The 19467-nt window shown below is 52.8% G+C and carries 17 protein-coding genes, 1 tRNA gene and 1 pseudogene; 7 read left to right on the top strand and 12 right to left on the bottom strand.

Annotated features, from left to right (window positions below):
- Positions 1–62: 62 nt before the first annotated feature.
- The 4 genes from LG381_RS20255 to LG381_RS20240 are packed head-to-tail and all read left to right on the top strand — an operon-like array spanning position 63 to position 4715.
- A complete protein-coding gene (locus tag LG381_RS20255; RefSeq protein ID WP_225762848.1) occupies positions 63–1730 on the top strand; it encodes an acyl-CoA synthetase FdrA in 1668 nt (555 codons plus the stop codon).
- 9 nt (positions 1731–1739) lie between these two features.
- A complete protein-coding gene (locus tag LG381_RS20250) occupies positions 1740–2999 on the top strand; it encodes a DUF1116 domain-containing protein (RefSeq protein ID WP_105281324.1) in 1260 nt (419 codons plus the stop codon).
- Between the two features lie 10 nt (positions 3000–3009).
- Positions 3010–3825: a DUF2877 domain-containing protein gene (locus LG381_RS20245; protein WP_225762847.1), complete on the top strand. Its 816-nt coding sequence runs from the start codon at positions 3010–3012 to the stop codon at positions 3823–3825.
- Positions 3822–4715 (top strand): carbamate kinase, encoded by an 894-nt coding sequence (locus LG381_RS20240; RefSeq protein WP_225762846.1) that lies wholly within the window; start codon positions 3822–3824, stop codon positions 4713–4715. Before LG381_RS20245 ends, LG381_RS20240 begins: the two co-directional genes overlap by 4 nt.
- Before the next feature lie 126 nt (positions 4716–4841).
- On the opposite strand, the gene purK is transcribed toward LG381_RS20240, so the two are convergent.
- From purK to ppiB, 4 genes are all read right to left on the bottom strand, one after another.
- Positions 4842–5909 (bottom strand): 5-(carboxyamino)imidazole ribonucleotide synthase, encoded by a 1068-nt coding sequence (purK, locus tag LG381_RS20235; RefSeq protein WP_225762845.1) that lies wholly within the window; start codon positions 5907–5909, stop codon positions 4842–4844.
- Positions 5906–6415, bottom strand: a complete 510-nt coding sequence (purE, locus tag LG381_RS20230) for a 5-(carboxyamino)imidazole ribonucleotide mutase (RefSeq protein ID WP_096968233.1) — start codon at positions 6413–6415, stop codon at positions 5906–5908. Before purE ends, purK begins: the two co-directional genes overlap by 4 nt.
- Before the next feature lie 116 nt (positions 6416–6531).
- Positions 6532–7254: a UDP-2,3-diacylglucosamine diphosphatase gene (lpxH, locus tag LG381_RS20225; RefSeq protein ID WP_225762844.1), complete on the bottom strand. Its 723-nt coding sequence runs from the start codon at positions 7252–7254 to the stop codon at positions 6532–6534.
- Positions 7255–7256: 2 nt separating this feature from the next.
- The gene (gene ppiB / locus LG381_RS20220) at positions 7257–7751 is read right to left on the bottom strand and encodes a peptidylprolyl isomerase B (RefSeq protein WP_000256002.1); all 495 of its coding nucleotides are present in this window, start codon (positions 7749–7751) and stop codon (positions 7257–7259) included.
- A gap of 173 nt (positions 7752–7924) precedes the next feature.
- Here ppiB and cysS point away from each other — a divergent pair, with 173 nt between their 5' ends.
- Positions 7925–9310 (top strand): cysteine--tRNA ligase, encoded by a 1386-nt coding sequence (gene cysS / locus LG381_RS20215; RefSeq protein ID WP_000912345.1) that lies wholly within the window; start codon positions 7925–7927, stop codon positions 9308–9310.
- A gap of 35 nt (positions 9311–9345) precedes the next feature.
- Here the strand turns inward: cysS and LG381_RS20210 are convergent, their stop codons facing one another.
- The 3 genes from LG381_RS20210 to folD all read right to left on the bottom strand — a co-directional run bounded on the left by LG381_RS20210 (position 9346) and on the right by folD (position 11056).
- Complete coding sequence (locus LG381_RS20210; protein WP_225762843.1) at positions 9346–9867, bottom strand: metal-dependent hydrolase; 522 nt, start codon at positions 9865–9867, stop codon at positions 9346–9348.
- 108 nt (positions 9868–9975) lie between these two features.
- Positions 9976–10188: a ribosome-associated protein YbcJ gene (ybcJ, locus tag LG381_RS20205; protein ID WP_000190288.1), complete on the bottom strand. Its 213-nt coding sequence runs from the start codon at positions 10186–10188 to the stop codon at positions 9976–9978.
- A 1-nt stretch (position 10189) separates the two neighbouring features.
- A complete protein-coding gene (folD, locus tag LG381_RS20200) occupies positions 10190–11056 on the bottom strand; it encodes a bifunctional methylenetetrahydrofolate dehydrogenase/methenyltetrahydrofolate cyclohydrolase FolD (protein ID WP_000729172.1) in 867 nt (288 codons plus the stop codon).
- Between the two features lie 260 nt (positions 11057–11316).
- Between folD and LG381_RS20195 the strand changes: the two genes are divergently transcribed.
- Positions 11317–11393, top strand: a tRNA-Arg gene (locus tag LG381_RS20195).
- Positions 11394–11408: 15 nt separating this feature from the next.
- On the opposite strand, the pseudogene LG381_RS20190 reads toward LG381_RS20195, so the two are convergent.
- A pseudogene (locus tag LG381_RS20190) lies at positions 11409–11578 on the bottom strand (integrase); the annotation flags it as partial.
- 94 nt (positions 11579–11672) lie between these two features.
- On the opposite strand from LG381_RS20190, the gene emrE reads away from it, so the two are divergent.
- Positions 11673–12005 carry a multidrug efflux SMR transporter EmrE gene (emrE, locus tag LG381_RS20185; protein ID WP_001070440.1) on the top strand — a complete coding sequence of 111 codons (333 nt, stop codon included), beginning with the start codon at positions 11673–11675 and terminating at the stop codon, positions 12003–12005.
- Positions 12006–12359: 354 nt separating this feature from the next.
- Here the strand turns inward: emrE and LG381_RS20180 are convergent, their stop codons facing one another.
- From LG381_RS20180 to nrfB, 4 genes are all read right to left on the bottom strand, one after another.
- Positions 12360–13034, bottom strand: coding sequence for a hypothetical protein (locus LG381_RS20180; protein WP_225762842.1), 675 nt, complete (start codon positions 13032–13034; stop codon positions 12360–12362).
- A gap of 324 nt (positions 13035–13358) precedes the next feature.
- Positions 13359–14249, bottom strand: coding sequence for a DUF4434 family protein (locus LG381_RS20175; protein ID WP_225762841.1), 891 nt, complete (start codon positions 14247–14249; stop codon positions 13359–13361).
- Entirely contained in the window at positions 14250–17222 is a 2973-nt protein-coding gene (nfrA, locus tag LG381_RS20170) for a bacteriophage adsorption protein NfrA (protein ID WP_225762840.1), read from the bottom strand.
- The gene (nrfB, locus tag LG381_RS20165; protein WP_032224863.1) at positions 17209–19446 is read right to left on the bottom strand and encodes a cyclic di-3',5'-guanylate-activated glycosyltransferase NrfB; all 2238 of its coding nucleotides are present in this window, start codon (positions 19444–19446) and stop codon (positions 17209–17211) included. Before nrfB ends, nfrA begins: the two co-directional genes overlap by 14 nt.
- Between the last annotated feature and the right edge of the window lie 21 nt (positions 19447–19467).

The raw sequence follows: 19467 nt of genomic DNA, 5'->3' as shown, positions 1-19467 counted from the left end.
CGTGATTGACACATTAACACTGCTCGTGCAATTGCCATGGGTGCAATTTTTAAGGAGTTGTTATGATCCACGCCTTTATTAAAAAAGGGTGTTTTCAGGATTCGGTCAGTTTAATGATTATTTCACGAAAACTCAGCGAATCAGAAAATATTGATGATGTTTCCGTAATGATGGGTACGCCCGCCAATAAAGCGTTATTAGATACCACAGGTTTCTGGCATGACGATTTTAATAACGCCACGCCGAACGATATTTGCGTGGCAATTCGTAGCGAAGCGGCGGATGCGGGGATCGCGCAGGCGATTATGCAGCAGCTTGAAGAGGCGCTAAAACAACTGGCGCAAGGTTCAGGCAGCAGCCAGGCGTTGACGCAGGTGCGTCGCTGGGACAGTGCCTGTCAGAAATTACCCGACGCCAATCTGGCGCTGATTTCAGTGGCTGGTGAGTACGCGGCAGAGCTGGCGAATCAGGCGCTGGATCGCAACCTCAACGTGATGATGTTCTCCGATAACGTCACGCTGGAAGATGAAATCCAACTCAAAACCCGCGCGCGGGAAAAAGGCTTGCTGGTGATGGGGCCGGACTGCGGTACGTCGATGATTGCCGACACGCCGCTGGCTTTCGCCAATGTGATGCCAGAAGGCAATATTGGTGTCATTGGCGCTTCTGGTACAGGGATTCAGGAACTGTGCTCGCAGATTGCGCTGGCAGGTGAGGGAATTACTCACGCGATTGGTCTTGGCGGGCGCGATCTCAGTCGTGAAGTGGGCGGGATCAGTGCGCTGACGGCGCTGGAAATGTTGAGTGCCGATGCGAAAAGTGAAGTGCTGGCGTTTGTCTCTAAACCACCTGCCGAAGCCGTGCGCCTGCGTATCGTTAACGCGATGAAAGCGACGGGTAAACCGACGGTGGCGCTGTTTTTAGGTTATGCCCCGGCGGTGGCTCGTGAAGAGAATGTCTGGTTTGCCTCCTCGCTGGATGATGCCGCGCGCCTAGCTTGCCTGCTTTCACGCGTTACGGCGCGACGTAACGCAATAGCGCCTGTCAGCAGCGGATTTATTTGCGGCTTGTATACCGGCGGTACGCTGGCCGCCGAAGCGGCGGGATTACTCGCCGGGCATCCTGGCGTGGCAGCCGACGATGCCCATCATCACGGCATGATGCTGGACGCTGATGGTCACCAGATCATTGACCTGGGCGATGATTTCTACACCGTCGGGCGTCCCCATCCGATGATCGACCCGACCTTACGCAACCAGTTAATTGCCGAGCTTGGTGCAAAACCACACGTGCGCGTATTGCTGCTTGATGTGGTGATTGGCTTCGGTGCGACCGCCGATCCTGCGGCCTCGCTGGTAAGCGCCTGGCAGAAAGCCTGTGCCACGCGTTCAGACAACCAACCGCTGTACGCCATTGCCACGCTGACAGGCACCGAACGTGACCCGCAATGCCGCTCGCAACAAATCGCCACGCTGGAAGATGCGGGGATCGCGGTAGTGAGTTCGCTGCCGGAAGCCACCTTGCTGGCGGCGGCGTTAATTCATCCGCTCTCGCCTGCCACACAGCAACACACACCGTCATTACTGGAACACGTCGCCGTGATTAACATCGGATTACGCAGTTTTGCGCTGGAACTACAAGGCGCCAGCAAACCGGTCGTGCATTACCAATGGGCGCCAGTCGCTGGCGGCAATAAAAAACTGGCTCGTTTATTAGAACGTTTGCAATAAGGGGTTCCCATGTTTACATCAGTGGCGCAAGCCAATGCTGCGGTTATCGAACAAATTCGTCGCGCTCGTCCACACTGGCTGGATGTGCAACCGGCGTCTTTACTCATTAGCGAATTGAATCAGGGCAAAACACTGCTTCACGCCGGGCCGCCGATGCGCTGGCAGGAGATGACCGGCCCCATGAAAGGGGCGTGTGTAGGGGCATGTCTGTTTGAAGGCTGGGCGAAAGATGAAGCGCAGGCGCTGGCAATGCTTGAACAAGGGGAAGTGAACTTCATTCCTTGTCACCATGTGAATGCCGTCGGGCCAATGGGCGGCATTACTTCTGCCAGTATGCCGATGCTGGTGGTCGAGAACGTGACCGACGGCAACCGGGCGTACTGCAACCTGAATGAAGGTATCGGTAAAGTGATGCGTTTTGGCGCTTACGGCGAAGATGTTCTGACCCGTCACCGCTGGATGCGCGACGTGTTAATGCCGGTATTAAGCGCCGCGCTGGGGCGCATGGAGCGCGGTATCGATCTCACCGCGATGATGGCGCAGGGCATTACGATGGGCGATGAGTTCCATCAACGCAATATTGCTTCCTCAGCATTGTTAATGCGTGCGCTGGCCCCACAAATTGCCCGCCTCGATCATGATAAACAGCACATCGCCGAAGTGATGGATTTCCTCAGCGTGACCGATCAGTTCTTCCTCAACCTCGCGATGGCCTATTGCAAGGCGGCGATGGATGCAGGTGCGATGATCCGCGCGGGCAGCATCGTCACGGCAATGACCCGCAACGGCAACATGTTCGGGATTCGGGTAAGCGGGTTGGGCGAACGCTGGTTTACTGCGCCTGTAAACACTCCGCAAGGTCTGTTTTTCACCGGCTTCTCGCAGGAGCAGGCAAACCCGGATATGGGCGATAGCGCGATTACCGAAACCTTTGGTATTGGCGGAGCCGCAATGATCGCAGCACCTGGCGTAACGCGCTTCGTCGGTGCAGGTGGTATGGAAGCTGCCAGAACGGTTTCTGAAGAGATGGCGGAAATCTTCCTTGAACGCAATATGCAGTTGCAGATCCCCGGCTGGGATTTCCAGGGTGCGTGCCTGGGGCTGGATATTCGTCGCGTGGTAGAAACCGGCATTACGCCACTTATCAATACCGGTATCGCCCATAAAGAAGCGGGGATCGGGCAGATTGGTGCAGGCACTGTGCGGGCGCCGCTGGCGTGCTTTGAACAGGCGCTGGAAGCACTGGCTGAAAGCATGGGAATTGGTTGAGGAACGCGCAATGACGATCATCCATCCTCTGCTTGCCAGCCGTAGCGCACCGAATTATCGCCAGTCCTGGCGGTTAGCGGGCACCTGGCGGCGGGCGATTAATCTGATGGCGGAAAGCGGCGAACTGTTAACGCTGCATCGTCAGGGAAGTGGTTTCGGCCCCGGAGGATGGGTGCTTCGCCGCGCGCAATTCGATGCGTTATGCGGTGGATTATGCGGCAATGAACGACCACAGATTGTGGCACAAGGGATTCGCCTCGGGCGTTTCACGGTTAAACAGCCACAGCGTTATTGTTTGCTGCGTATTACGCCGCCTGCGCATCCTCAACCGCTTGCAGCAGCATGGATGCAACGCGCGAAGAAAACCGGGCTTTTCGGGCCACTGGCGTTGGCGGCAAGCGATCCGCTGCCCGCTGAATTACGTCAGTTTCGTCACTGTTTTCAGGCCGCGCTCAATGGCGTTAAGACCGACTGGCGGCACTGGCTGGGTAAAGGCCCCGGATTAACGCCAAGTCATGATGACACGCTGACGGGAATGCTGCTGGCGGCCTGGTATTTTGGCGCTTTAGATGCGCGCTCCGATCGCCCGTTTTTTGCCTGTTCCGACAATCTTCAACTCGTTACCACGGCGGTGAGCGTCAGTTATTTACGTTATGCCGCGCAAGGATATTTCGCCTCGCCACTCCTGCACTTTGTTCATGCTCTGAGTTGCCCGAAACGTACCGCTGTTGCGATTGATTCGCTGCTGGCGCTGGGGCATACGTCAGGGGCAGATACGCTGCTGGGGTTCTGGCTTGGTCAACAATTATTACAAGGAAAACCATGAAAACACTGGTTGTAGCTCTTGGGGGCAATGCCTTGCTTCAGCGCGGTGAGGCGCTGACGGCAGAAAATCAATATCGCAATATCGCCAGTGCTGTACCTGCGCTGGCGCGCCTGGCCCGTTCTTATCGGCTGGCGATTGTTCACGGCAACGGGCCGCAGGTGGGGCTGCTGGCGTTACAGAATCTGGCGTGGAAAGAGGTAGAACCGTATCCGCTGGATGTGCTGGTGGCGGAAAGTCAGGGGATGATTGGCTATATGCTGGCGCAAAGTTTGAGCGCGCAGCCGCAGATGCCGCCCGTCACGACAGTGCTGACGCGCATTGAGGTTTCGCCTGATGATCCGGCGTTTTTGCAGCCAGAGAAGTTTATCGGTCCGGTTTATCAGCCAGAAGAACAAGAGGCGCTGGAAACGGCTTATGGCTGGCAGATGAAGCGTGACGGTAAATATTTACGCCGGGTGGTGGCGTCTCCGCAACCGCGTAAAATTCTCGACAGCGAAGCCATCGAACTGTTGCTCAAAGAAGGGCATGTGGTGATTTGCAGTGGTGGCGGCGGTGTGCCTGTGACGGAAGACGGGGCAGGGAGTGAAGCGGTGATTGATAAAGATCTCGCCGCTGCGTTGCTCGCCGAGCAGATTAATGCCGATGGACTGGTGATCCTCACCGATGCTGATGCGGTATATGAACACTGGGGAACGCCGCAGCAACGTGCCATCCGTCATGCCACACCGGATGAGTTAGCGCCATTTGCCAAAGCCGATGGTTCGATAGGGCCGAAGGTAACGGCGGTGAGTGGCTATGTCAGAAGCCGTGGTAAACCCGCGTGGATTGGGGCGTTATCGCGGATTGAAGAGACGCTGGCGGGCGAGGCGGGGACCTGTATTTCGCTGTAGTTGTAGGCATTAGACATTTGTGCCTGATGCGACGCTTGACGCGTCTTATCAGGCCTACAATGGGTGCCGGATCTGTAGGCCGGATAAGGTGTTCACGCCGCATCCGGCAAGAAAATGAGTACCTGATTAACTGAATTTATTCTGCGCCCAAATCACGCCGCTGGCATATTCCGGCGGCAGCAGCGGGATTAAGGCTTCCAGCGTCGCGGTCAGACGCGATGTATCGCTGTCGGTCAAATTCAGATGCCCCACTTTACGCCCCGGACGGACTTCTTTGTCGTACCAGTGCAGGTGCACCAGCGGCAGTTTCAGCCAGTCATAATTCACATCGCTACCAATCAGGTTGATCATCACCGACGGACTATTCACCACCGGTTGTGGTAACGGTAGATTGGTAATCGCCCGCAGATGCAGCTCAAACTGGCTGATGCTGGCGCCGTTTTGCGTCCAGTGACCACTGTTATGCACACGCGGAGCCAGTTCGTTGATCAGCAGACCTTGCGGGGTGACAAAACACTCCATCGCCATCACGCCCACATAGCCCAGCTCCTGCATAATCGCCGACAGCATCTCTTCGGCTTGCGCCTGCTGCTGCGCATTGGCCTGCGGAAAAGCGACGCTGGTGCGCAAAATACCGTCCTGATGCAGGTTATGCGTCAGCGGATAAAACACGGTGCTGCCATCAAAGCCGCGCGCGCCAACCAGCGACACTTCACCAGAGAAGTTAATACCCTGCTCGACAATACATTCGCCGTAGCATTCAGCCGGTAACTGTTCGGTTTCATCGGCGCGTAAACGCCATTGACCGCGACCGTCATAGCCACCAGTGCGACGCTTAACAATCGCCAGTTCACCTAAACGATCAAACACCGCAGGCCACTCGCTGCGATCGGCAAGTAACTGCCACGGCGCGGTCGGCAGGTGGAGCTTATCGAAAAGCTGCTTCTGAGTCAGACGGTCGGCAATAATCGGGAACACATCGCGGTTCACAAAGGCCGGATGGCGCGCCAGCTCGCGGGTTAATGCAGTTTCCGGCCAGCGTTCGATCTCAGCGGTAATCACGCTTTGTTGAAAAGGCACCGCCGCAGGTTCAGCGTCCAGCCCGACCGGCCAGACAGCAATGCCTAACGGTTCGCCTGCCTGACGCAGCATACGGCCTAACTGCCCGTTACCGAGGACGCAAACCTGTTTCATGCCGCACCTCGCGGGTCCGGGTTTTCCAGCACTTCGTCGGTCTGGGTTTTACGCCAGTCATTCAGACGCTGGTGCAGTTCTTTATCATGAGTCGCAAGAATTTGTGCTGCCAGTAACGCCGCGTTTGCCGCGCCAGCTTTACCAATCGCCAGCGTACCCACCGGAATGCCGCGCGGCATTTGTACGATGGAGTAGAGACTATCGACACCGCTCAGTGCGGCGCTCTGTACTGGCACGCCCAGCACTGGCACCAGCGTTTTGGCGGCAATCATGCCTGGCAGATGCGCTGCGCCGCCTGCGCCCGCAATAATCACCTGATAACCGTTTTCTTCGGCGCTTTCGGCAAAGCTGAACAGTTTATCGGGGGTGCGGTGAGCAGAAACCACTTCAACGTGGTGCGGGACATTCAGGATTTCGAAGATTTCGGCGGCGAACTGCATGGTAGCCCAGTCGCTTTTGGACCCCATCACGATGGCGACACGCGCCGGATTATTGCGGGAAGACATGCGTCTAAAAACTCCTGTGGTGCACAACTCTCGGCTTTAGAGGGCACAGAGAATAGCACGGAAAGAGAGCAAGGAAAACGGTTGCGTGGCTGTGGAATCAGCAAACTTGTGCGTTATTAAAACGGGAAATGGATTAGCTCAACGTCATCCGCCGTGACTTTCACCATCGAACCTTCGGTATGCCAGGCACCCAGTACCACGCGAAAAGCAGGTTGCTGATTGGCGATGAATTCATGCACCGCCGGGCGATGCGTATGCCCGTGGATCAGCCATTGCACCTGATGTTTTTCCATCGCACTGACCACCGCGTTTTGGTTAACGTCCATGATCGCCAGCGATTTGCTGCTGTTGGCTTCTTTACTGTTCGCTCGCATTCGTGCGGCAATGCGTTTGCGTACAAACAACGGCAGGGTGAGGAACAGTGTTTGCAGCCACGGTTTGTGGACTTTGGCGCGAAAAGCCTGATAACCCGCATCATCGGTGCACAGCGTGTCGCCATGCATAATAAGCACCCGACGACCATAAAGTTCGAGCACCTTTTCTTGCGGCAATAACGTCATGCCGCTTTCACGGGCAAAGCGTTTGCCGAGCAGAAAATCACGGTTGCCATGAATGAAATAACAGGGAACGCCGGAATCGGACACCGCTTTGATCGCTGCTGCTATCTGGCGATGGAGAGGGTTGGGATCGTCGTCGCCAATCCACGCTTCAAACAGATCGCCAAGAATATACAGCGCGTCGGCCTTGCGGGCTTCCCCCGCTAAAAAACGCAGAAAACCGGCGGTGATCGCCGGTTCTTCCACGCAGAGATGAAGATCTGCAATAAAGAGTGTCGCCACGATTACTCGCTAACGGTCACGCTTTCAATGATAACGTCTTCTTTTGGCACGTCCTGGTGCATACCGCTACGACCGGTTGCAACACCTTTGATTTTGTCTACCACGTCCATGCCTTCAACCACTTCAGCAAACACGCAGTAGCCCCAACCTTGCAGGCTTTCGCCAGAGAAGTTCAGGAAGTCGTTATCAACTACGTTGATGAAGAACTGTGCAGTTGCAGAGTGCGGAGCCTGAGTACGGGCCATTGCTAGCGTACCACGGGTATTTTTCAGGCCGTTGTTGGCTTCGTTTTTGATCGGTTCTTTGGTGGCTTTTTGTTTCATGCCCGGTTCAAAACCGCCGCCCTGAATCATAAAACCGTTGATAACACGGTGGAAAATGGTGTTGTTGTAAAAACCTTCGCGGCAGTAGTCCAGGAAGTTTTTAACTGTTTCAGGTGCTTTATCGTCAAAAGTTTTGATGACAATATCGCCGTGATTGGTGTGGAAAGTAACCATTTTTGCATCCTGTTCCGTTTGATTGGTGCTTCAACCCGGTTCGGGTCATATATAGGGTGGTGTTATAGCATAACCGCACGATCGGATCATCTCGCAATGTATGCTGAATCGCGCGGGAAATATGGGTATTATACGCAACTCAATTACCCACACATGTCTAAACGGAATCTTCGATGCTAAAAATCTTCAATACTCTGACACGCCAAAAAGAGGAATTTAAGCCTATTCACGCCGGGGAAGTCGGCATGTACGTGTGTGGAATCACCGTTTACGACCTCTGTCATATCGGTCACGGGCGTACCTTTGTTGCCTTTGACGTGGTTGCACGCTACCTGCGTTTCCTCGGCTACAAGCTGAAGTATGTGCGCAACATTACCGATATCGACGATAAAATCATCAAACGAGCCAATGAAAATGGCGAAAGCTTTGTGGCGCTGGTGGATCGCATGATCGCCGAAATGCACAAAGATTTTGATGCTTTGAACATTCTGCGCCCGGATATGGAGCCACGCGCGACGCACCATATCGCAGAAATTATTGAACTCACTGAGCAACTGATCGCCAAAGGTCACGCTTATGTGGCGGACAACGGCGACGTGATGTTCGACGTACCGACCGATCCAACTTATGGCGTGCTGTCGCGTCAGGATCTTGACCAGCTGCAGGCAGGCGCGCGCGTTGACGTGGTCGACGACAAACGCAACCCGATGGACTTCGTTCTGTGGAAGATGTCGAAAGAGGGCGAACCAAGCTGGCCGTCTCCGTGGGGCGCGGGTCGTCCAGGCTGGCACATTGAGTGTTCGGCAATGAACTGCAAACAGCTGGGTAACCACTTTGATATCCACGGCGGCGGCTCTGACCTGATGTTCCCACACCACGAGAACGAAATCGCTCAGTCCACCTGTGCGCATGATGGTCAGTATGTAAACTACTGGATGCACTCCGGCATGGTGATGGTTGACCGCGAGAAGATGTCCAAATCGCTGGGTAACTTCTTTACCGTGCGCGATGTGCTGAAATACTACGACGCTGAAACCGTGCGTTACTTCTTAATGTCCGGTCACTATCGCAGCCAGTTGAACTACAGCGAAGAGAACCTGAAGCAGGCGCGTGCGGCGCTGGAGCGTCTCTATACTGCCTTGCGCGGCACAGACAAAACTGTTGCACCTGCCGGTGGCGAAGCGTTTGAAGCGCGCTTTATTGAGGCGATGGACGACGATTTCAACACCCCGGAAGCCTATTCCGTGCTGTTTGATATGGCGCGTGAAGTGAACCGTCTGAAAGCAGAAGATATGGCAGCGGCGAACGCAATGGCGTCTCACCTGCGTAAACTTTCCGCTGTATTGGGTCTGCTGGAGCAAGAACCGGAAGCGTTCCTGCAAAGCGGCGCGCAGGCAGACGACAGCGAAGTGGCTGAGATTGAAGCGTTAATTCAACAGCGTCTGGATGCCCGTAAAGCGAAAGACTGGGCGGCGGCAGATGCGGCGCGTGACCGTCTTAACGAGATGGGGATCGTGCTGGAAGATGGCCCGCAAGGGACCACCTGGCGTCGTAAGTAATTGCGCTATTGCCGGATGCGAGTTTTCGCATCCGGTTATCGTCTGCGCCACCACAACATTCCCATCAGTAGCATCCCCGGCAACCACACCCACATCAATTCAGAAATAATCACCTGATGCCCGTACGGCGTGGTGTAACGAGACAATGCAAACGGCGCGACTTTAATCACCTGCCAGGGAGCGAAAAAGCGTTCATCTGACCACGGCCACAGCCAGCCAACCCCTTTACCGCCAGTGGTTACCGAATCCAGCAAGCTGTGCGATAGCAACGAGACGGTTAAAAACAGCCAGCAGCGAATCAGCCCAGCCCTGAACCATCGGCGTCCAATCAGCACACATAACAGCGGGACAACAAACGCAAACACCAGCGAATGGGTAAACCCGCGATGACCAAAAACATTGCCGTAAGCAATGCCAAATTTAAACGACAATACGTCGGCGTCGGGCAGCATCGCCAGGATGATTCCGGCAAATAACAGACGCGGAGGGATGATTTTCGATCCCAGACCTAAACCAATACAAAGGGGAACGGCGGCGTGAGTAATAACGGTTGGCATGATGCTCGCTTCGGCAAAATGTCGACGCTATCAGCATGGATGAAAGCGACGAAGAGGGCAAAGGTCTGAAAAGAGAATCGGCCTGCATACCGGCAGGCCGAAGTGGGATCAGGCAACAACCTGTACGCTGTGGCCTGCAAAACTCACTGTCTGACCGGCGACGATTTTGCAACGTTTGCGTGTTTCAACCGCGCCGTCGACTTTCACCTGGCCTTCGGCGATCGCGATTTTCGCCTGCGCGCCGCTTTCGCTCCAGCCTTCCAGTTTCAGCAAGTCGCACAGCTCAACGTGCGGATGTTTACCTAAAGAAAATGTCGCCATGTTACTCACCCTGTGGATCATGATATTCAACGCACGCCTGGAGCGTGTTTTCAATCAGCGTGGCAACCGTCATCGGGCCAACGCCGCCGGGAACTGGCGTAATGTAAGAAGCGCGCTTAGCCGCTTCTTCAAACACTACGTCGCCCACAACTTTGCCATTTTCCAGACGGTTGATGCCGACATCAATCACAATTGCGCCTTCTTTGATCCAGTCACCTGGAATAAAGCCCGGCTTGCCGACGGCAACGATCAACAGATCGGCGTTTTCTACATGATGACGCAGATTTTTAGTGAAACGGTGGGTCACGGTGGTGGTGCAACCTGCCAGCAGCAGTTCCATGCTCATCGGGCGACCGACGATATTTGATGCGCCAATCACCACAGCATTAAGACCAAAGGTATCAATGTTGTAACGCTCAAGCAGCGTGACGATACCGCGCGGAGTGCAAGGACGCAGACGCGGCGCGCGCTGGCACAGACGACCGACGTTATAAGGATGGAAACCGTCCACGTCTTTGTCCGGGTGAATACGTTCCAGCACTTTGATGTAGTCAATTCCCGCCGGAAGCGGCAACTGCACCAGAATGCCGTCAATAGTGTTGTCGGCGTTCAGCGCATCGATAAGCTCAAGCAGTTCTGCTTCGCTGGTGGTTTCCGGGAGGTCATAGGAGCGGGAGACGAACCCGACTTCTTCACAAGCCTTGCGTTTGCTTGCGACATAAATTTGCGATGCAGGGTTGCTACCCACCAGCACAACGGCCAGTCCTGGCGCCCGCAGTCCGGCCGCAACGCGCGCCTGAACTTTTTGAGCAACTTCAGAGCGCACCTGCTGCGCAATCGTTTTACCGTCAATAATCTTTGCTGCCATCAGAGAGAGGATTCCATCTGTTACGTAGGTCGAAGGGGATGCATCTATTTTGTCAGAAGCGGGGCGTGCTGTCAGTTTTCGTTTTCTGAAAAGTAAAACCTTCTGTACCTGGCGATAATGATAACCGTCGTTGGTTTGCCGCCGTAGCGAGATAAATCAGATGCGGTCGTACACTTGTTCAGCAACCAGTTCAAAAGCCATTGACTCAGCAAGGGTTGACCGTATAATTCACGCAATTACACGCACATTGTGGTGTCAATGCGCCCTTAGCTCAGTTGGATAGAGCAACGACCTTCTAAGTCGTGGGCCGCAGGTTCGAATCCTGCAGGGCGCGCCATTAAAATTCAATCAGTTACGCCTTCTTTACCTCCTCCATAATTTCACAGTGGGACATATTTGGGACATCATCGTCAAAATGTCGTCTGTTTTCCTTGCGTGCTTCGTCAAATGATTAGGTGCAAGGTGAGTATATCTACGCACCATTTCTATGGATTCCCATCCGCCCATTTCCTGAAGCACTGATGAAGAACATCAATGAATGCACCAGAATGAATCCGGTGAGTTAAGTTCAAACTGTAGTACAATTCGCTCCGGTATTAACAGGAAAGAATATGCTATGAACCCTTATATTTATCTTGGTGGCGCAATACTTGCAGAAGTCATTGGTACAACTTTAATGAAGTTTTCAGAGGGTTTTACACGGTTATGGCCCTCTGTTGGTACAATTATTTGTTACTGTGCATCATTCTGGTTATTAGCTCAGACGCTGGCTTATATTCCTACAGGGATTGCTTATGCTATCTGGTCAGGAGTCGGTATCGTCCTGATTAGTTTACTGTCCTGGGGATTTTTCGGCCAACGGTTGGATCTGCCAGCCATTATCGGCATGATGTTGATTTGTGCCGGAGTGTTGGTAATTAACTTATTGTCACGAAGTGCACCACATTAAAAATAATTACTTTTGAATCGAGTGAAATATGGCAGTCCGTATGTTTATATGGGCTGCTTTTTTATAGTGCGGGTAAATTTTTTTTGGCAAGTGGAGCAGGGGATTACCTCATTTGCGTTTTGAACAGTAGCAATAAAGTTTTCGGTGAGAAATTCTGTCGACATTTTATGATTAAATGGTTTATAGCAATATAAAAATAAACTCTTAAGTCTGTTTATTTTGTTAAGCTCATACACATCGTAAATAAAAATGAGAACCACCCGCTGAACGGGTGGTTATGCGTAAGTTTAATTTTATAATTTCAGTGAATGTTTACGCTGTAATAATACAAATGATAGTGGACAAAAAGCACAATCAGTTGATCGATTCACCGTAGGATGCGACTGCCTGAGTATGGTAACCTGCCCCAAATTTCTGTCTGAACCCATCATTGCAAAGATAATAATAAGCATTATTATCTTTATTAAAGGCGTAAATGGCACACAAACCGGAGTGCTCATTAATTGTGTTCCATCCACTATTAGCTACATTACCCCATTCCTGGTAAAGTCCTGCGTTAACTTCTCGCTTGATAATATGTGATGCATTATCATCATCATAATCGTAACTATCGATATCATGCGCTTCAGGAAATTCTCCGTTCATGCTTTCAACCCACGGTAAAACCTTTTGAACTGAATCATAAGTTTCAATGCTGTATTTAAAAAAACGCTTAACAGTAAAAATATAAATACCGGCAGTTTTGTTCGTTGATTTATCAGTGGCGAAAATAGCAAAAATCTTCCCAATACACTTTTCGTCAACGTCAGGAAAAGTTACTGTGCCATCCTGACTGACCGCCAGAACATTATTGTCTGCATCAGTGCTACAGCTCCATTTTACCTTGTCATTATTAACCGGGTCATTATCAATAACCATCTTAAAGGTGGCGCCTGGAAACAAGCAGTTAGGAAAATGGTAACCATTCTTCATATCATTGTTAATATCATAGATATGGTTGTCAACTAAAACGCCTGTAATTTTACTCATCTTTGACTCTCTTTGTTTATTAAATAAAAGGTTTTATTCCTGTGTAAAGGAATATGCTGATGTTATTGCAATCAATGAATGATTGTTCTTATTTACAGGTTATATAGTGGCATGAATATAACTATATAATGCCTCTGAGTAGTGGCTACACCGATTATTTGTGTCACGGCTATCTTCTTATTGGCTATGCAGGTCGTAGTGGGGCAAAACCGAGACGCATAAAATGCGTTGAAAAAAGAGAATCTGCTAAACAATTAATACAAACAGGATTCTGATTAGGAAAGTGAAAAGGAAGGGAGCAAGCAAAGTTGCTCCCTTAAACAATTAATATTCGAGGATGCCACGCGCGACGGGCAAATAGCGCAGGGAGAAATAGAGCAAGTCCTTGCCGCAGGAGGAGCGTTTTGCTAATAGTGAGGCGATCTCCGCATCCGGTTTTGGTTTAGCTTCAAACGTTTTACCTTTGCCCGCGACAAACAATTCATAAACAATGCCGTTGGCGGGTGAAGCCGTCTGGCAATCTGCACTGGCTTGCAGATAACGTTCGCGCTGCCCGGCGGTGAGTTTATCCACGCCGCTGCCATCCTGTACCCAGACATTAACGCCGGTTGCTTTAACTTGTTCCAGCAGTTGCCGATAGCCATCAGGCGACATATTTCCGGCGAAGAAACTACTGATATAAACCGGTTTTGCCGAAACATCACTAAGCAGTCGCTGAGCATTGTTTAACCATTTCAGCAATGGCTGACGGGCGGCTTCGCTGCGCCAGTTCAGATCGTCAATTTCCGCACTGATGTACCAGCCATCCAGCGTTACGCCCGGTGCGGCGCTCCATAATCTGGCTTGCTGGAGATCGGCCGCCAGCAGGCGATTAAGATAGCTCTCCAGCGCCGCAGATGACTGCTTCTGATGCATAAAAAATTCCGGATCGGCATTCAGGCCAACAATCAGCTTCAGGCCAGCGTGCTGCGCTGCCGCTGCTCGTCTGAACAATAATGCACGCTGTTCTGGCTGGGTGAACGCATCGCCGTAACGGGTCCATTGCAGAATCAGGGTGTCGAATCCTTGCAAATGCAACTGACTCATCAGTCCCTGCCACTGGGCGTCGGTGACCTGACTGTCACGATTTTGCGGTTGCCAGATGATACCTTTCATCGCAAAGGAAAAAGGGCTGACCAGCAGCAGTGTCAGCATTACGAAAATTAACTTACGCATTTACCAGTGCACTCCAATGGTGAGAAACGCGTTGTTGCGCTCCCCGCTACGTTGATTAATCGCCTTAAAGGTATGCTGATATTCGACGCCGAGACTGACTTTGTGCGGCCAGGCATCATAGTGCGTCTCGCCGGTCCAGATATTCCAGCGCACGCCAACACCGCCAAGCTGCGCGCCCTGAGTGCCTTTATCACGATAGCCGGTGTCCTGAACGTGAGCGTAAGGCTCAATGGTTTGTCCGTTCGCCACCTTCTGATGCCAGCTCACGCGATAATCTGCCGTCCACGCCTGAATATCCTGGCGGACATATTGCGCCGCATCGAGATACAGGTTTTGGGCAAACCAGCCTGAACCGTTCGGGTGCCACTCGTCGCTGTATTTGCCGCCGTTAAAGAACGAGGCACTGGCGCGCAGCATGGTATCGGAGGCGCCATTTTGTCCGTTCAGCGGCAGCTGCTGTTCAACGGCGAGGAAAAAGATTTGATCGCGCAGGGGCTTCCAGCGCAGGCCGGTGCCGGACATCGGATTTTTCACCGGCATTGCTACACCGTTTTCTCCGGTATCGGCAAAGACGCGGCTGTAAACCGAAAGCAGGTCGCCTTCCAGCAGCATATTGCGCCCGATGCGGTACTCGGCTTCCAGTTGCGCGTAGCTACGATAGCTTTTCCCTGGCGCAGCGCCGCCAACATTGTTGTTAGCGGTACTCATCGCCCCGGAACGCAAGCCGATGGAAGAATCGAAACTGAACGTCCAGCGGCGACCGACATCTTCATGCAGACGGCGGAAATTGAAGCGTTGCTGATTTTGCTCTGGCGTAAGTGGGGTTATCAGCGCCTGGTTATCAATATCATCAATTACCCGCCGGGCGTACTGTTGTGTTGCAGGCATATCATCCAGACGCTGGTTCACGTAGGCCAGTTGTCGGATCAGTGCCGGATCGTCCGGCAATCCTTTATGTGCCTGTTCCAGCATTTCCCGCGATTGCGCGATATCACCGCTATCCCACAAGGCGTAACCGAGCGCCGCCTGGGTATTGCTGTTATTGGGTTCCAGTTCCAGAGCGGCGCGCAAATCGCTCACCGCCGCTGAGACATTATGACGTTGGCGATAAATCGTCGCCCGCGCAACGTAAGCGTTAGCAGAAGGTGCAATGTTAATTGAGCGCGTGAGATCGTTCAGTGCGAGTTCCGGCTGACCAGGAATATAACGTTGTGCATGTAGCCACCAGTACAGAGCATTGTTTCCCAGCCCGCGTTGTTCTGCCTGCTGAAGCCAGCGATCGCGAGCCGCGCCATTTCCTGCCGCCTGAGCGGTATTGGCGGCAGCAAGTAGATCTTCATTGCTCATGTCGTGAAGGCTGATTTTCTGCCAGGCCGCCAGTGCGGTGGCGTAGTCCTCAACCTGATACGCCTGATAAGCCACCGCGCGATGTTGCCAGGCGTTCGGTTGCCGTTGTTCGGCCTGAAGCCATGCATACAACGCTACACCGGGTAGCGTGTCCCGATAACACTTCGCCAGACGGTTCCAGGCCGCAGCATCGTAGGAAGGCGACATATCGCCCAGCAGGCGGACTATCGCCGGGCAATTATCTGCAATACCCGGCAACTGACTTTGCCACTGACGTTGCTCCGCCAGCGGTAAGGGTTTCGATAAAATCGCCACTTTCGCAGGCGTTGCCAGGTAAGGATGACTTTCCAGCAGAGACGCCAGTCGCGCCATTAGAGTCTGGCTGACACGCGCATCGCCCTGGAAAGGATAGCGGTGCAGCAATAAATCGGCAGCTTCGCGTGACTGCTCGTTCTGCATCAGTTGCCAGGTCAGTTGATCCAGGCGGGTAAGATTTGCCGGTTCTTGCTGATACAGCAATCGTGCCAGACGCAGAGCTTCAGCCTTGTTACGGGTCGCTACGCTAACGGCATAACGCTCCTCAAGCATTTCATTGGCGGGGAGGGTGGCGAGCAGTTTTTGCGCTGCGTCGTACTGACCTTCTTTTAAAAGCACCGGTAGCGTTGCGCCAACAACATACTGGCGGTTATCGGCAAACTGCACCGTATAATTCGCCAACGCCTGAACGGGGTTGGCGCTGTATTTAGATAACAGATAGAGCCAACTTTTCTCTTGTGCGTCCGTGGTAAACAGCGGCTTATTTTCAATGAGATAATGCTGGAGGCGTGCTTTCTCGCCACGATAAGCCAGCGCGGTCGCATAAGTAATATATGACTGTGGATCGGTGAAGATCCCCTGTGATTGCAGCGCCAGGATCCGATCGTCCAGCTGCCCGGCGAGCAGAACATCAAACCACTGACGGCGCTCAGCTGCGTTTAATGTATTTTGTTGCCGTGATTCACTGAATAACGCTTCTGCCAGCGGCCACTGCTTGAGGTAGATTGCGCGGTGCAGCAGATCGGTACGCAACGTTTTTCCTTCCGGCGATGCGGCAAACTTCGCATCGTTCAGTTGCGCTCTGGCGACAGGCAACTGTGCCAGTCGCAGGGCATTCTGCCCGACTTCACTGCGACAACGCAGGGTCGGCTCAGCATCGCACGCTTTTTGCTGAGCCAGCAGTTCTTCAATGGTATTAACGGTTTTGACTTCTACTGGAATAGCCGCAAGATTGCGTTCAAGGCGGGCATCACCAGGATGACGTTTCAGTTGATCTTCAAGCAACAGCCGCGCGCGATCATCATGACCAAAATGGCGATAGGCTTCCGCCAGATATAACGTCAACGGAATATTATCCGGCACCTGCTGATGAATATATTCAAATTCGCGGATGGCGGTTGCTTCGTCGTTATTTTTCTGTGCCTTTAGCGCCTTATCGAGACGGGGATAAATAACAAAATGGCGATAGTCGCTAAGCCCCAGCTCTTCTGCGCTGGTGCCGATAGTGTCTGCGAGTGCGCTGGTACTCAATAAAGACGTCAGCAGTAAACCAGACCATCCGATGACGCGATTAAGGTTATTCTCCTTCATTTTCGGACTCCAGTTGCGCAACCTGTTCTGTGTTTAAACCTGCTTTGAGTAATAGTGATTGCATCGAAACTTGTAATTCGCGTTGAATTGTCAGGACGCGATCCAACGTTTCCTGGCTGATAACGCCTTCGGTGACCAAAAATTTACCGAGCGGCAGTGAGCTGCGTTCATGGCGCAATAACAACACGTTAATTGCAGAACGATTAATATGGCCGAGCGTGGTCAGTATTTCGGCGAACAGGAACTGATGCGGTACATATTGCTGCCAGATGTCGCTGGCCTGCTGTTCAGTGAGCCATTGCTGCTGAACCGCATTGTGCAACATTGCTCGTGGGTCATAACCGCGACGACGCGCATACCAGTGACGTAAACCGGTGACGATTTGCCCGCGCAGAACAATGACGTAACGCACCTTGCGTCCGACCTTACGTGTCAGAGCCGCCAGTGAAACCGGATCGATACCATCTTCGCTGCCGACAATTAACTCATCGTTTTCCAGACGCAGCGGCAGTACCGCATAATGTAGCGCCACGGACGCAGGCATTTCGTCAATCAGCGAGGAAGGGATCTGCCAGGCATCGATCGATTCCCACGCCACGCCGTTTTGCTCCGCCAGTGCCTGCGCCAGTTGCTCGGCGCTAATCAATCCCTGCATCAGCATCGAACCGCCGAGGCGTAGACCTTCAACACGATTACGCAGTGCTGTATCGAGTTGCTCTTCAGTGATGACCTGATTTTCCAGCAGGATTTGACCTAACGGGCGCAACGAACGGGTATCGCCAGTCACGCTGGGGAAATCATGCGTCGTTTTATCCCATGCCACGCGACGCGGGTCGCCGTGCTGAAGAACCTGTTTCAACGCGCGCCAGTTGGCCATAAAGTTAATCAGGTTGCCCCAGAATAGCCGCAGGACGGAGAGTAAACCTTGCGTCAGGCCGTAGTAGCCGGTGACAAAAATCACCCGTTGCACAATGCGGTTGATCATCAAGCCAAAGTTTAGCCACAGCAGGGTCATTAACCATGCGCTGCCGCTGAAAATAGAAAGAAAATGCCAGGCATCGGAGCACAAACTTTCATACGCCATCAACAGCAAAAGCTGGAGCATCACCAGCATCGCGAGGAAGCTGACAAAGTTACTGATTGCCCCTTTGCGGTCGCGCCAGAGAAAGTAGTTCAGCGTCAGGCTGGAGGTCCATTTATGGGTTTTAAAGCCCTGGAAAACAATGCCGATGATCCAGCGAGATTTTTGTCGAACCGCAGTCGAAAAGGTATCGGGGAAATATTCGCGCACGCAGATCATGTTTGACGTCCGTGCGTGCTGTAAAAATTTACGCTGCTCGCGTTCTTTGGCTTCGTCCACCACCGGAAAACGGACAAAAATTTCCGTCATACCTTTTTCTTTCAGGCGGAAGCCAATGTCGTAATCTTCAGTAAGACTCTGCACGTCGAAAGCAATACCGTCACCGTCAGCTAACAGTGCGGTCACGGCGCGGCGGCTGAAGCAGGTGCCGACGCCTGCGCTAGGCACCTGTCCGGCGAGAGCTTCACGCACCGGAACATCTTTGCCATGCAGTTCTGAAAATTCATCGATATAGGTCATGCTGGTGAAGTGTGTCCACTCGCGTTCAAACGGATACACCGGGATCTGAATCAGATCTTTACGCTCAACCAGATAGTTGAACAGACGCAATTCCATTGGCGAAATCACGTCTTCGGCATCATGCAGAATAAAACCAGCAAAAGCGAAATTGGCGCTACGCTCAAACTGGGTGATGGCGTCCAGCACGTTGTTCAGGCAGTCGGCTTTACTGGTGGGGCCAGGACGCGCGCAGACCACCTTATGCACGTTCGGAAAGCGAGCGCACACTTCGTCAACATCACGCTGAGTATCGGGGTCGTTGGGGTAAGTGCCAACAAAGATATGATAGTTTTCGTAGTCGAGCGTGGTCGCCGCCAGCTCGGCCATATTGCCGATGACGCCCGTTTCATTCCACGCCGGAACCATAATCGCTAACGGTTTTTCATCCGGCTTATACAGTTCGCGATAACTCATTCGCGGGTAGCGGCGATAAACACTCAACTTGCGCTTAATGCGGCGTACCCAGTAGACGACATCAATAAAAAAATCGTCCAGCCCGCTGATGAACATGATGACCGCTAACGTTATCGCGATGACTTTTAAGCCGTAGAGCCAGGTAGCAAAAACATCAAGAAGCCAGTCCACACAAAAACCTTACATTAACGC

The organism is Escherichia sp. Marseille-Q3837 (assembly GCF_916618735.1).
Classification (GTDB): domain Bacteria; phylum Pseudomonadota; class Gammaproteobacteria; order Enterobacterales; family Enterobacteriaceae; genus Escherichia; species Escherichia ruysiae.
Note: the sequence above shows the minus strand (reverse complement) of the source record. Positions and strands in the feature narration are given on the sequence as shown.